Source organism: Agrococcus sp. AC640b (genome assembly GCF_979255995.1).
In genome coordinates, this window is record NZ_CEEDMM010000029.1 from 33,916 (window position 1) to 47,171 (window position 13,256).

Here is a 13,256-nt window from a genome sequence, read left to right on the forward strand (position 1 = left end):
TGCGATCAGGTGCCGACGTGGTGGGTGAAGCGGCTGATCGCCGCGAACTCGACCGCGTCGAGGCTCGCGCCGCCGACGAGCGCGCCGTCGACGTCGGGCTGCCGCATGAAGCCTGCGATGTTCGCCGACTTCACGCTGCCGCCGTACAGGATGCGCGTCGACTCGGCCGCCTCGGCACCGCGGACGTCGGCGATGGCGGCGCGGATCGCGGCGCACACCTCCTGCGCCTGCTCGGCGGTCGCTGCCTGCCCGGAGCCGATGGCCCAGACGGGCTCGTACGCCACGACGACCTCGCCGGCCGGGAGGTCGGCGAGGATCGCGCGGATCTGCTGCACGGGCACGGCGGAGGCGCCGTGCTGCTCGAGATCCTCGGCCGTCTCGCCGATGCAGATGATCGGCGTCACGCCGTGCCGCAGCGCGGCGGCAGCCTTGCGTCCGATCAGCTCGTCGGACTCGCCGTGGATCTGTCGACGCTCCGAGTGGCCCACGAGCACGTACCGGCAGTCGAGGCGCGCCAGGAAGACGGGGCTGACCTCGCCGGTGTAGGCACCCGAGTCGTGCTCGGAGACGTCCTGGCCGCCGTAGGCGATGTCGAAGCGCTCAGCCGCGACGAGCGACTGCACGCTGCGCAGGTCGGTGAACGGCGGGAAGACCGCGACCTCGGCGTCCTTGACGTCGTGCTTCGCATCCTGCAGCGTCCATGCGAGCTTCTGCACCACCCGGATCGCGTCCAGGTGGTCGAGGTTCATCTTCCAGTTGCCTGCGATGAGCGGGGTACGGGTCACCATCCGAGTGCCTCCAGTCCTGGCAGCCGCTTGCCCTCGAGGAACTCGAGGCTCGCACCGCCTCCGGTCGAGATGTGGTCGAAGTCGTCGTCTGCGAAGCCCATCGAGCGCACGGCGGATGCGGAGTCGCCGCCGCCGACGACGCCGAGGCCGTCGACCTCGGTGAGCGCCTGCGCGATCGTCTTCGTGCCGTTCGCGAACGCCGGCATCTCGAACACGCCCATGGGGCCGTTCCAGAACACCGTGCGCGAGGCTGCGATGCGTGCCGCGAAGTCCTTCGCGGTGTCGGGCCCGATGTCGAGGCCGATGCCGCCCGCCCCGAACGCGCTCGACTCGATCGCGTCGGCCGCGACCGTCTCGTGCGCGGCGTCGGCGTCGAACGCCTCCGCGACGATCACGTCGGTCGGCAGCACGATCTCGACGCCGGATGCCTCGGCCTGGTGCAGGTACCCCCGCACCGTCTCGAGCTGGTCGGCCTCGAGCAGGCTCTTGCCGACGGCGTGGCCCTGCGCCTGCAGGAACGTGAACAGCATGCCGCCGCCGACGAGCAGCTGGTCGACGCGCGGCAGCAGGTGCTCGATGACGCCGAGCTTGTCGGAGACCTTCGAGCCGCCGAGCACGACCGTGTACGGGTGCTCCGGCGACTCGGTGAGCCGCGAGAGCACGTCGAGCTCGGCAGCCACGAGCAGGCCGGCAGCGCTGGGCACGAGGCCCGCGACCTCGTACACGCTCGCCTGCGCGCGGTGCACGACGCCGAAGCCGTCGGACACGAACGCGTCGGCGCCCTGCACGAGCGCCTCGGCGAACGCCATCCGCTCGGCCTCGTCCTTGCTCGTCTCGCGCGGGTCGAAGCGCAGGTTCTCGAGCAGCACGATGCCGCCGTCGACGAGCTCGGCGCGCTTCGCGGCAGCGTCGTCGCCGACGGTGTCGGTCGCGAACGCCACGTCGGCGCCGAGCAGCTCGCCGAGCCGCTCCGCGACCGGCGCGAGCGAGAACGCCGGGTTCGGCGCGCCATCCGGACGCCCGAGGTGGGACATCGCCACGACCTTCGCACCCGCGTCGAGCAGGTGGCGCAGCGTCGGCACCGAGGCCGCGATGCGACCCTCGTCGCCGATGACGCCATCCTTCAGCGGCACGTTGAGGTCGCACCGCACCAGCACGGTGCGGCCTGCGAGGTCCCCGAGGGACTCGAGCGTCCGGACCGGCATCAGAGCTTCGCGCCCACGTAGCTCGTGAGGTCGACGAGGCGGTTCGAGTAGCCCCACTCGTTGTCGTACCAGGCCGACACCTTCACGAGGTTGCCGATGACCGACGTCAGGCCCGAGTCGAAGATCGACGAGTGCGGGTTGCCCTGGATGTCGCTCGAGACGAGCGGCTCGTCGGAGTACTGCAGCACCTTCGCGAGCGGGCCCGACTCCGCCGCGGCGCGGTAGGCGTCGTTGATCTCGTCGACCGTGAGGCCGTCGCGCGTCACGAGCGTCAGGTCGACGATCGAGCCCGTGGGCACCGGCACGCGGTACGACGAGCCGTCGAGGCGGCCGTTGAGCTCGGGCAGCACCAGGCCGATCGCCTTCGCAGCACCCGTCGAGGTCGGCACGATGTTGATCGCGGCGCCACGAGCGCGGCGGAGGTCCTTGTGCGGGCCGTCCTGCAGGTTCTGGTCGGCCGTGTAGGCGTGCGCCGTCATCATGAAGCCGCGCTCGATGCCGAACGCCTCGTGGAAGACGCCGGCGAGCGGGGCGAGGCAGTTCGTGGTGCACGACGCGTTCGAGATGACGTGGTCGTTCTCGGGGTCGTAGTCGCCCTCGTTGATGCCCATGACGAAGGTCGGAGCCGGGTCGGAGGCGGGCGCCGAGATGATGACCTTCTTCGCGCCTGCCTCGAGGTGCTGCGCGGCGGCTGCGGTCTTCGTGAAGATGCCCGTCGACTCGATGACGACGTCGGCACCGAGGTCGCCCCACGGCAGCGCCTTCGGGTCGCGCTCGGCGAGCGCCTGGAACGTCTGGCCGCCGACCGTGATCGACGAGCCGTCGCTGTGGACGGGGACGTCGAGGACGCCGCCGACGGAGTCGTACTTGAGGAGGTGCGCGAGCGTCGCGTTGTCGGTGAGGTCGTTCACGCCGACGATCTCGATGTCGGCGCCCTGCTCGAGCGCCGCGCGGAGGAAGTTGCGACCGATGCGGCCGAAGCCGTTGATGCCAACCTTGGTGGTCATGCCTGCTCCCTGGGGTGGGGTGGTGGGTGCGAGGGGCTCGGGCTCTCTCGTTCTCGAGCCCCTCGCGGGGGTGGATCTAGAGGGTGATGAGACCCTGGGTCTTCGTGCGGGCGGCGTCGAAGCGCGCCTGCGCGTCCTGCCAGTTCACGATGTTCCAGAACGCCTTGACGTAGTCGGCCTTGACGTTGAGGTAGTCGAGGTAGAACGCGTGCTCCCACATGTCGAGCATGAGGATCGGCTGCGTGCCGACGGGCACGTTGCCCTGCTGGTCGAACAGCTGGAAGATGTTGAGCCGCTCGGCGATCGAGTCCCACGCGAGCACCGACCATCCCGAGCCCTGGATCGCGGTCGCGTTGGCCGTGAAGTGCGCCTGGAACTTGGCGTGGTCGCCGAAGAACTCCGCGATCGCGGCCGAGAGCTCGCCCTCGGGCTCGCCGCCGCCGTCGCCGGAGAGGTTGTTCCAGAAGATGGTGTGGTTCGTGTGGCCACCGAGGTGGAACGCGAGGTCCTTCTCGAGCTTCGTGATCGAGCCGAAGTCACCCGCATCGCGCGCCGCGGCGAGCTGCTCGAGCGCCGTGTTCGCACCGTCGACGTACGTCTTGTGGTGCTTGTCGTGGTGCAGCTCCATGATCTTGGCGCTGATGTGCGGCTCGAGCGCTGCGTAGTCGTACGGCAGCTCGGGCAGGGTGTAGACGGTCATGCGTGTCTCCTTCGATGGTCGATGGGTGTCGCGGACGTTCGTCTCGTACAGCGATCCTAGCCGCCGAGATGTTCCCGACGACGGGGTTGCACGACGGCTCAGTCGAGCTCGGGGACGCTGGACTCGGTGTCGGGGATGCCGCGATCCTCGGCGGTCTTGTCGGCGAGCGCGAGCAGCCTGCGGATGCGGCCGGCGACGGCGTCCTTCGTCATGACGGGGTCGGCGCGGCGGCCCAGGTCGTCGAGCGACGCGTCGCGGTGGTCGAGACGCAGACGCCCCGCGTACGCGAGGTGCTCCGGCACCTCGTCGCCGAGGATCTCGAGGGCGCGCTCGACGCGAGCGCACGCCGCGACGGCTGCCTGCGCGCTCCTGCGCAGGTTGGCGTCGTCGAAGTTGACGAGGCGGTTGGCGTTGGCGCGCACCTCCCGCTGCTGCCGCAGCTGCATCCACGACTCGACGGTCTCGGTCGCTCCCATGGCGGTGAGCAGCCTCGAGATCGGCTCGGTGTCGCGCACGACGACGCGGTGGACGCCGCGCACCTCGCGCGACTTCGCAGGCACGCCGAGGCGCTGCGCGGCGCCGACGATCGCCATGGCCGCCTCGCTGCCCGGGCTCGCGATCTCGAGCGCGGCGGAGCGGCCGGGGTCGGTGAGCGACCCGTGCGCGAGGAACGCCCCCCGCCAGACGGCAGCGAGGTCCTCCAGCGAGCCGGTCGTGAGCCGATTCGGCAGGCCGCGCACGGGACGACGCCTGGCGTCGAGCAGTCCCGTCTGCCGAGCGAGGGTCTCCCCCTGCGCGACGACGCGCACGAGGTACGCGCGCTGCCTGGCACCACCGGAGATGACGGCGATCTCGGCGCGCACGCCGTACAGGTCGAGCAGATCGCGTCCGAGGCGGCGCGCGATCGCCGCCGACTCGACCTCGCTCTCGACCGCGACGCGGCCGGAGATGACGTGGAGCCCGCCGGAGAACCGCAGCAGGGACGCGACCTCCGCTGCCCGTGCCTGCGGTCGCTGCACGCGCACGCGCGCGAGCTCCTCCTTGACGTCGTGCGTCAGGGTCACGTCACTCCCTTCCCAGGTCTCGGTGCTGGACCGTCACGGACACGCCGGACTCGGCGAGGCGTGCGGCCAGATGCTCGGACATCGCCACGGAGCGGTGCTTGCCGCCCGTGCAGCCGATGCCGAGCACGGCGTATCGCTTGTTCTCGCGGGCGTAGCCGGCGAGGATCGGCTCGAGCATGGCGAGGTAGGCGTCGGCGAACTCCGCCGCCCCCTGCTGCGCGAGCACGTAGTCGCTGACGGCCTCGTCGAGGCCCGTGCGCGCCTTGAGCTCCGGCTGCCAGAACGGATTCGGCAGGAAGCGCATGTCGGCGATGAGATCGGCGTCCGGCGGGGTGCCGTACTTGAATCCGAACGAGAGCACCGTGAGTCGCACCTCGTCGTCGCGATCGCGCGAGAATCGGTCGCGCACGCGGTTCGTGAGCTCGTGCACGTTGATGTCGCTCGTGTCGAGCAGCACGTCGGCGAGGTCGCGGATGCCGGACAGGCGCACGCGCTCGGTGCGGATGCCGTCGAGGATCGTGCCGTCGCCCTGCAGCGGGTGCGGCCTGCGCACCTGCTCGAAGCGGCGCACGAGCGTCGCGTCGCTCGCCGAGAGGTAGACGACCGTGATCGGCATCTCGGTGCGGAGCATCTCGATGAGCCTCATGGCGTCGTCGAACAGGACGCCGCCGCGGACGTCGACGACGATCGCGAGCCGCTGCAGCTGCTCGTTCGCGGTCGGCACGACGTCGACGAGCTGTCGCAGCATGACGGGCGGCAGGTTGTCGACCACGTAGTAGCCGAGGTCCTCCAGCGCGTTCGCCACCGTCGATCGCCCCGCACCGGACATGCCGGTGATGATGAGCACCTCTCGTGCGGTCACGATCCCCCTCGTCCTTCGTCCTCAACCGTATCGGTTCTCAGCGACGCGAAGACATGCGCTGCGAGCCTGGGGCCGATGCCCTTGACCTCGGCGATCTCCTCGGGCGTCGCCGCGCGGACGCGCTTCGCGGAGCCGAAGTGCTTGAGCAGCCTGCGCACCCGCTCCTCCCCGAGCCCCGGGATGGCCGACAGCTCGCTCTGGATGGCGCTCGAGCGCTGCTGGCGCTGGAACTGGATCGCGAAGCGGTGCGCCTCGTCGCGCAGCCGCTGCACGAGGTACAGGGCCTCGCTCGTGCGCGGCAGGATGACCGGGTGGTCGTCGTCTGGCAGCCACAGCTCCTCGAGGCGCTTCGCGATGCCGACGATCGCGATCGACGCGCCGGACTCGCGCACGGCGCGCGCGGCGGCTGCGACCTGCGGCTGACCGCCGTCGACCAGGAGCAGCTGGGGCGGGTAGGCGAAGCGGCTGCGCCCCTCGCCCTCCTCGGGATCGCCCTCTGCGAGGTACCGGAGCCTGCGCGTGAGCACCTGGTGCATCGCGTCGGTGTCGTCGGCGGCCTGCGCGATCTTGAACTTGCGGTACTGGTCCTTGCGCGGCAGCCCGTCCTCGAACACGACCATGGAGGCGACGATGCCCGTGCCGCCGAGGTGCGAGACGTCGAAGCACTCGATGCGCAGCGGAGCGTCGTCCATGCCCAGCGCCTCCTGCAGGTCGGCGAGCGCGAGCGACCTGGCTCCGTAGTCGCTCGTGCGTCGCGTCTTGGCGACCTGCAGCGCGTGGGAGGCGTTGGCGAGCGCCGAGTCGGCGAGCTGCCGTCGATCGCCGCGCTGCGGCACGCGCAGGCGCACGGCGCCGCGCAGGCCGTGGGCGTCGCGCCGCTCCCCCAGCCACGTCTCGACCTCCTCGGCGCTGTCCGGCAGCGTCGGCACGAGCACGTCGCGCGGCGGCGGCTCGTCGCCCTGGTACGCCACGCGCAGCATCTGGCTCGAGAGCTCGGCGGCGGTCATGTCGAGCTCGGTGTCGACGACCCACGATCGGGTGCCGCGGATGCGGCCGCCACGGACCGAGAACAGGTGCACGGCGGCCGAGAGCTCGTCCTGCACGCTGCCGAAGACGTCGGCGTCGATGCCGTCGGAGAGCACGACCGACGACTTCGAGAGCACGTTCTCGAGCGCGAGCATCTGGTCGCGCAGCGCCGCGGCGCGCTCGAACTCCTCGCGGGCGCTCGCGCGCTGCATGCGCTGGCGCACGTCGTCGACGACGCGTTCGTCGCGGCCGCCCATGAACTCCGCGAGCTCCTTCGCCGTGGCGCGATGCTCCTCCTGCGTGACGCGACCGACGCACGGCGCCGAGCACTTGCCGATGTCGCCCAGCAGGCACGGGCGCTGCTGCCGCTCGGCCTTGCGGTACACCGCCTGCGAGCACGACCGCATGGGGAACGCCTTCAGCAGCACGTCGAGCGTCTCGCGGATCGCCCACGTCTTCGCGTACGGCCCGAAGTAGCGGGCGCCGCGGATGTCGTGGTTGCGGGTCACGAGCACGCGCGGCACGTCGTCGCCGAAGGTCACGGCGAGGTACGGGTACGACTTGTCGTCGCGGAACTGCACGTTGAACGGCGGCTCGAACTCCTTGATCCACGTGTACTCGAGCTCGAGCGCCTCGAGCTCGGAGCCGACGATGGTCCACTCGACGCGCGCGGCCGCCAGCACCATGCGACGCGTGCGCTCGTGCAGCGAGCGCAGCGGCTGGAAGTAGTTCGAGAGGCGCTGACGGAGGTTCTTCGCCTTGCCGACGTACAGCACCCGCTCCTGCTCGTCGCGGAACCGGTACACGCCGGGCCGGGTGGGGATCTCGCCCGGCCGCGGCTTGTACGGGACGGTGTCGGCCATCTAGAGGATGCTCGCCATCTACAGGATCTCGGCCAGGAACCTGCCCGTGTGGCTCGCCTCGACGGTCGCGAGGTGCTCGGGCGTGCCCTGGCCGACGAGCGTGCCGCCGCCGGAGCCGCCCTCCGGACCGAGGTCGATGAGCCAGTCGGCCGACTTGATGACGTCGAGCGAGTGCTCGATGGTCACGACGGAGTTGCCCTTCTCGACGAGGCCGTCGAGCACCTTCAGGAGCTTGCGGACGTCTTCGAAGTGCAGACCGGTCGTGGGCTCGTCGAGCACGTAGATCGAGCGACCGCTCGACCGCTTCTGCAGCTCGGTCGCGAGCTTCACGCGCTGCGCCTCGCCGCCCGAGAGGGTCGTCGCGGACTGCCCGAGGCGCACGTAGCCGAGGCCGACGTCGACGAGCGTCTTGAGGAAGCGGTGGATCGACGAGATCGCCTCGAAGAAGTCGGCGGCCTCCTCGATGGGCATCTCGAGCACCTCGGCGATCGACTTGCCCTTGTAGTGCACCGACAGGGTGTCGCGGTTGTACCGCTTGCCCTCGCACACCTCGCACGCGACGTAGACGTCGGGCAGGAAGTTCATCTCGATCTTGATGGTGCCGTCGCCCTGGCAGTGCTCGCACCGGCCGCCCTTGACGTTGAACGAGAAGCGTCCAGGCAGGTAGCCGCGCGTCTTCGCCTCGACCGTCTCGGCGAACAGCGTGCGGATCTTGTCGAACACGCCCGTGTAGGTCGCGGGGTTCGAGCGCGGCGTGCGTCCGATGGGCGCCTGGTCGACGTGGACGACCTTGTCGAGGTGCTCGAGACCCGTGACGCGGCGGTGCCTGGCTGGCACCTGCTTCGCGCCGTTGAGCCCGTTGGCGAGGACCTTGTAGAGGATGTCGTTGATGAGCGAGGACTTGCCGGAGCCGGAGACGCCGGTGACGGCGACGAACATGCCCAGCGGCACGTCGACGTCGATGCCCTGCAGGTTGTTGGCGCGCGCCCCCTCGATGCGCAGCATGCGCTCGGGGTCGACGGGTCGCCTGGTCGCGGGCACCGCGATCGACTCGCGGCCCGCCAGGAAGTCGCCCGTGAGCGATGCGCGGTTCTCGAGCAGCTCGTCGTACGTGCCGGAGTGCACGATCTCGCCGCCGTGCTCGCCGGCGCCCGGGCCCACGTCGACGATCCAGTCGGCCGTGCGGATCGTGTCCTCGTCGTGCTCGACGACGATGAGCGTGTTGCCGAGGTCGCGCAGGTCGACGAGCGACTCGATGAGCCTGCGGTTGTCGCGCTGGTGCAGCCCGATCGACGGCTCGTCGAGCACGTACAGCACGCCCGTGAGGCCGGAGCCGATCTGCGTCGCGAGGCGGATGCGCTGCGCCTCGCCTCCCGAGAGCGTGCCTGCGGCGCGCGAGAGCGACAGGTACTGCAGCCCGACCTGGATGAGGAACGACAGCCGGGCGCGGATCTCGCGCAGCACCGCGGCGGCGATGCGCGCCTCGCGGTCGGTGAGGCCCAGGTCGTCCATGAAGGCCGCTGCGTCGGCGAGGCTCATCTCGGTCACCGAGGAGATCGAGTGGCCGTGGACGAGCACCGAGAGCACCTCGGGCATGAGGCGCGCGCCGCCGCAGTCGGGGCACGGGATCTCGCGCAGGTACTCGCCGTGCTTCGAGCGCGACCAGTCGCTGTCGGCCTCCATGAACTTGCGGTGCACGTAGGGCAGCAGGCCCTCGTACCCGGAGTTGTACGACAGCGTGCGGCCGTAGCGGTTGCGCCACTTGACGGTGACGTTGCCCTCGGAGCCGCGCAGCACGACCTCGCGCACGTCGTCGGGGAGCTCGCTCCACGGGGTGTCGAGCGAGAACTCGAGCTCCTTCGCGAGGCCCTTCACGAGCCGCTCGAAGTACGTGTAGAGCCCCTTGCCCGTCTGCGTCCACGGCAGCAGCACGCCCTCGGCGATCGACAGCGAGTGGTCGCCGAGCACGAGGTCCTCGTCGACCGCCATCTTCGTGCCGAGGCCGTCGCAGGTCTTGCACGACCCGAACGGGGCGTTGAACGAGAACGTGCGCGGCTCGATCTCGGTGAGCGTCACCGGGTGCCGGTTCGGGCAGGACAGTCGCTCGCTGAACGTGCGCGAGCCTGCGGCCGAGTCGTCGTCGACGAAGTCGACGGTCACGAGGCCGTCCGCGAGGCGGAGCGCGGTCTCGAGCGAGTCGGTGAGACGCGTCAGCACGTCGGGTCCTGCCACGAGACGATCGACGACGACGGCGATGTCGTGCTTGACCTGCTTCTTCAGCGCGGGCGCCTCCGACAGCTGCACGACCTCGCCGTCGATGACGGCGCGCGAGTAGCCGGTGGCGATGAGGTTGCGCAGCAGGTCGGCGAACTCGCCCTTCTTCTGCTGCACGACGGGCGCGAGCAGCTGGTAGCGCGTGCGCTCCGGCAGCTCCATGAGGTCGTCGGCGATCTGCTGCACCGTCTGGCGCTGGATGCGCTCGCCGCAGACGGCGCAGTGCGGGATGCCGATGCGAGCCCACAGCAGGCGCATGTAGTCGTAGACCTCGGTGATGGTGCCGACGGTCGAGCGCGGGTTGCGGTTCGTCGACTTCTGGTCGATCGAGACCGCAGGGCTCAGCCCCTCGATGAAGTCGACGTCGGGGCGGTCGACCTGCCCGAGGAACTGGCGCGCGTAGGCCGAGAGCGACTCGACGTAGCGCCGTTGTCCCTCCGCGAAGATCGTGTCGAACGCGAGCGACGACTTGCCGGAGCCCGACAGGCCGGTGAAGACGACGAGCGAGTCGCGCGGGATCGCGAGGTCGACGTCCTTGAGGTTGTGGACGCGCGCGCCCTTGACGCTCAGCTGCGGCGTCTCGGGGTCCAACGAGGACTCCACGGCGCGGTGGGATGCGATGTCGACGGTCACCTGAAGAGCCTACGTCGCACCACCGACACGGATCGCACGGTTCGCGTGCGGCGCAGCGACGGGGCCGGCACCAGGCCGGCCCCGTCGGGCGTCGTCGCGCGGCTCGGCGTCAGGACTGCGCCTCCGCGGCCTTCGCCGCACCGAGCTCCGACGACGCGGACTCCGCGGGGATCGCACCCTGCGCGTCCTCGAGGTGCGCGCGCAGGAACCACTGGAACTGCTCGAGCCCGCGGATCTGCTCGATCGCGACGTCCTCCGAGATCGGGTCGATCTCCGCCAGGCGCGCCTGCGCGGTGCGGTAGTCGCCGATGATCCCGTCGTACACGAGGTTCAGCGCGGCGATGTGCGCCTGCGTGGGCGCGCGGTGGATCGAGTAGTCGTCCCAGGAGCGGGCGGCGACGATCGCGCCCGGCAGCCCGTTCGGCGACAGCCCGAGCGTCGCGATGCGCTCCGCGAGGTCGTCGACCCAGCCGCGCACGAGCTCGATCTGCGGGTCGAGCATCTCGTGCACCGCGATGAACTGCGGGCCGACCACGTTCCAGTGGGCGTGCTTCAGGGTGAGCTGCAGGTCGTTGAGCGCGTGGAGGCGCTCCTGCAGGATGCGGGCCGACTCATGGCCCTCGGTGAGCGAGAGCCCCGGGACCGTGTACGGCGCCTCGTCGAGCTTCGAGCTGGTGACGTTCGTCATGGGTGTGCTCCTTCCCTCTCGTCTGGTCCAACGCTGGCACGCGCGATCGTGTTCCGCGCGGCCTTGACGCCGCGGGCTGCATGCGTCTGCCGTCAGCCCGCCTCGCGCAGCTGCCGCAGATCGCGCTTGAGATCGTGCAGCTCGTCGCGGATGCGCGCGGCGAGCTCGAACTTCAGCTCGCCTGCCGCCTCCGACATCTGCGCGGACAGGTCGGCGATGATCTGCTCGAGCTGGGCTGGACCGTCGAGCGACGAGCGGTCCTTCGCGAGCCGCGGCGTCGGGGCGCCGCGCTTGCGATCCGACAGCAGCTCGGCGGTGTCGGCCTCTTCGCGGGCGAGCATCGCGGTGATGTCGCCGATCTTCTTGCGCAGCGGCGTCGGGTCGATGCCGTGCTCGAGGTTGTAGGCCTGCTGGATCTCGCGGCGCCGCTCGGTCTCGTCCATGGCGAGCCGCATGGAGTCGGTGATGGTCGAGGCGTACATGTGCACCTCGCCGGAGACGTTGCGCGCGGCGCGACCGATGGTCTGGATCAGCGACGTCGACGAGCGCAGGAAGCCCTCCTTGTCGGCATCGAGGATCGCGACGAGCGACACCTCAGGCAGGTCGAGGCCCTCGCGCAGCAGGTTGATGCCGACGAGCACGTCGAACACGCCGGCGCGCAGCTGCGTCAGCAGCTCGACGCGTCGCAGCGTGTCGACGTCGGAGTGCAGGTAGCGCACGCGCACGCCCGCGTCCGTGAGGTACTCGGTGAGCTCCTCCGCCATGCGCTTCGTGAGCGTCGTGACGAGCACGCGCTCGTCGCGGTCGGCGCGCGTGCGGATCTCCTCGAGCAGGTCGTCGATCTGGCCCTCGACGGGCTTGACGACGAGCTGCGGATCGACGAGGCCCGTCGGGCGGATGATCTGCTCGACGATCGTGTCTGCGAGGCCCATCTCGTACTTGCCAGGCGTCGCCGACAGGTAGACCTTCTGCGGCACGCGCTCGAGGAACTCGTCGAACTTCAGCGGACGGTTGTCGAGGGCGCTCGGCAGTCGGAAGCCGTGCTCGACCAGCGTGCGCTTGCGGCTCGCGTCGCCCTCGTACATCGCACCGATCTGCGGGATCGTCACGTGCGACTCGTCGATGACGACGAGGAAGTCGTCTGGGAAGTAGTCGAGCAGGCAGTCGGGCGCCTCGCCCGCCTCGCGCCCGTCGATGTGGCGCGAGTAGTTCTCGATGCCGGAGCAGAAGCCGATCTGCTCCATCATCTCGAGGTCGAACGTCGTGCGCATGCGCAGCCGCTGCGCCTCGAGCAGCCTGCCCTCGCGCTCGAGCTGCTGCAGGCGCTCGTCGAGCTCGTCGCGGATGCGCACCATGGCGCGCTGCATGCGGTCGCTGCCGGAGACGTAGTGGGAGCCAGGGAAGACCGACACGGCATCGAGCCGGTGCAGCACCTCGCCCGTCAGCGGATGCAGCCTCGAGATCGCCTCGATCTCGTCGCCGAAGAGCTCGATGCGGATCGCCTGCTCCTCGTACATCGGGATGATCTCGATCGTGTCGCCGCGCACGCGGAACGTGCCGCGCTCGAACGCGACGTCGTTGCGCTGGTACTGCATGCTGACGAACCGGCGCAGCAGATCCTGCCTGTCGATGCGCATGCCCACCTGCAGGGCGATCATCGCCTCGAGGTACTCGGCAGGCGAGCCGAGCCCGTAGATGCAGGAGACGGTCGAGACCACCACGACGTCGCGCCTGGACAGCAGCGAGTTCGTCGCCGAGTGGCGCAGGCGCTCGACCTCGGCGTTCAACGACGAGTCCTTCTCGATGAAGGTGTCGGTCTGCGGCACGTAGGCCTCTGGCTGGTAGTAGTCGTAGTACGAGACGAAGTACTCGACCGCGTTGTTCGGCAGCAGCTCGCGGAACTCGTTCGCGAGCTGGGCGGCGAGCGTCTTGTTGTGCGCGAGCACGAGCGTGGGCCGTTGCACGGCCTCGACGAGCCACGCGGTCGTCGCCGACTTGCCCGTGCCGGTCGCGCCCAGCAGCACCACGTCGGTCTCGCCGCGGTTCACCGCGGCCGCCAGCTCGGCGATCGCCTTCGGCTGATCGCCCGAGGGGGTGTACTCGGAGATGACCTCGAACGGCCGGACGGCACGGGTCGGTTCCATGC

Annotated in this window: 10 protein-coding genes; all 10 read right to left on the reverse strand. The window is 70.1% G+C overall.

The annotated features are described in order from the left end of the window. Positions 1–5: 5 nt before the first annotated feature. Positions 6–788 carry a triose-phosphate isomerase gene (gene tpiA / locus ACZ6H8_RS11825; RefSeq protein WP_464147039.1) on the reverse strand — a complete coding sequence of 261 codons (783 nt, stop codon included), beginning with the start codon at positions 786–788 and terminating at the stop codon, positions 6–8. Beyond that, the gene (locus ACZ6H8_RS11830; RefSeq protein WP_464147040.1) at positions 782–1,993 is read right to left on the reverse strand and encodes a phosphoglycerate kinase; all 1,212 of its coding nucleotides are present in this window, start codon (positions 1,991–1,993) and stop codon (positions 782–784) included. Before ACZ6H8_RS11830 ends, tpiA begins: the two co-directional genes overlap by 7 nt. Beyond that, positions 1,993–3,000: a type I glyceraldehyde-3-phosphate dehydrogenase gene (gene gap, locus ACZ6H8_RS11835; protein ID WP_464147041.1), complete on the reverse strand. Its 1,008-nt coding sequence runs from the start codon at positions 2,998–3,000 to the stop codon at positions 1,993–1,995. Before gap ends, ACZ6H8_RS11830 begins: the two co-directional genes overlap by 1 nt. Positions 3,001–3,076: 76 nt before the next feature. Next, positions 3,077–3,700, reverse strand: a complete 624-nt coding sequence (locus tag ACZ6H8_RS11840; RefSeq protein ID WP_464147042.1) for a superoxide dismutase — start codon at positions 3,698–3,700, stop codon at positions 3,077–3,079. Positions 3,701–3,798: 98 nt separating this feature from the next. Then, positions 3,799–4,764 (reverse strand): DNA-binding protein WhiA, encoded by a 966-nt coding sequence (gene whiA / locus ACZ6H8_RS11845; protein WP_464147043.1) that lies wholly within the window; start codon positions 4,762–4,764, stop codon positions 3,799–3,801. A 1-nt stretch (position 4,765) separates the two neighbouring features. Continuing rightward, the gene (gene rapZ / locus ACZ6H8_RS11850) at positions 4,766–5,626 is read right to left on the reverse strand and encodes an RNase adapter RapZ (RefSeq protein WP_464147044.1); all 861 of its coding nucleotides are present in this window, start codon (positions 5,624–5,626) and stop codon (positions 4,766–4,768) included. Beyond that, positions 5,623–7,515, reverse strand: coding sequence for an excinuclease ABC subunit UvrC (gene uvrC / locus ACZ6H8_RS11855; protein ID WP_464147045.1), 1,893 nt, complete (start codon positions 7,513–7,515; stop codon positions 5,623–5,625). Before uvrC ends, rapZ begins: the two co-directional genes overlap by 4 nt. Before the next feature lie 18 nt (positions 7,516–7,533). Continuing rightward, positions 7,534–10,392 carry an excinuclease ABC subunit UvrA gene (gene uvrA, locus ACZ6H8_RS11860; protein ID WP_464147290.1) on the reverse strand — a complete coding sequence of 953 codons (2,859 nt, stop codon included), beginning with the start codon at positions 10,390–10,392 and terminating at the stop codon, positions 7,534–7,536. 139 nt (positions 10,393–10,531) lie between these two features. Continuing rightward, on the reverse strand, positions 10,532–11,110 hold the full coding sequence (locus ACZ6H8_RS11865; protein ID WP_464147047.1) for a Dps family protein: 579 nt from the start codon (positions 11,108–11,110) through the stop codon (positions 10,532–10,534). A 92-nt stretch (positions 11,111–11,202) separates the two neighbouring features. Continuing rightward, complete coding sequence (gene uvrB / locus ACZ6H8_RS11870; RefSeq protein WP_464147048.1) at positions 11,203–13,254, reverse strand: excinuclease ABC subunit UvrB; 2,052 nt, start codon at positions 13,252–13,254, stop codon at positions 11,203–11,205. Positions 13,255–13,256 lie beyond the last annotated feature (2 nt).

What these genes read in the sequence shown, in the direction of transcription:
- tpiA (WP_464147039.1), bottom strand. Translation starts at nt 788, where the DNA reads ATGGTGACCCGTACCCCGCTCATCGCAGGCAACTGGAAGATGAACCTC.
- ACZ6H8_RS11830 (WP_464147040.1), bottom strand. Translation starts at nt 1,993, where the DNA reads ATGCCGGTCCGGACGCTCGAGTCCCTCGGGGACCTCGCAGGCCGCACC.
- gap (WP_464147041.1), bottom strand. Translation starts at nt 3,000, where the DNA reads ATGACCACCAAGGTTGGCATCAACGGCTTCGGCCGCATCGGTCGCAAC.
- ACZ6H8_RS11840 (WP_464147042.1), bottom strand. Translation starts at nt 3,700, where the DNA reads ATGACCGTCTACACCCTGCCCGAGCTGCCGTACGACTACGCAGCGCTC.
- uvrC (WP_464147045.1), bottom strand. Translation starts at nt 7,515, where the DNA reads ATGGCCGACACCGTCCCGTACAAGCCGCGGCCGGGCGAGATCCCCACC.
- ACZ6H8_RS11865 (WP_464147047.1), bottom strand. Translation starts at nt 11,110, where the DNA reads ATGACGAACGTCACCAGCTCGAAGCTCGACGAGGCGCCGTACACGGTC.
- uvrB (WP_464147048.1), bottom strand. Translation starts at nt 13,254, where the DNA reads ATGGAACCGACCCGTGCCGTCCGGCCGTTCGAGGTCATCTCCGAGTAC.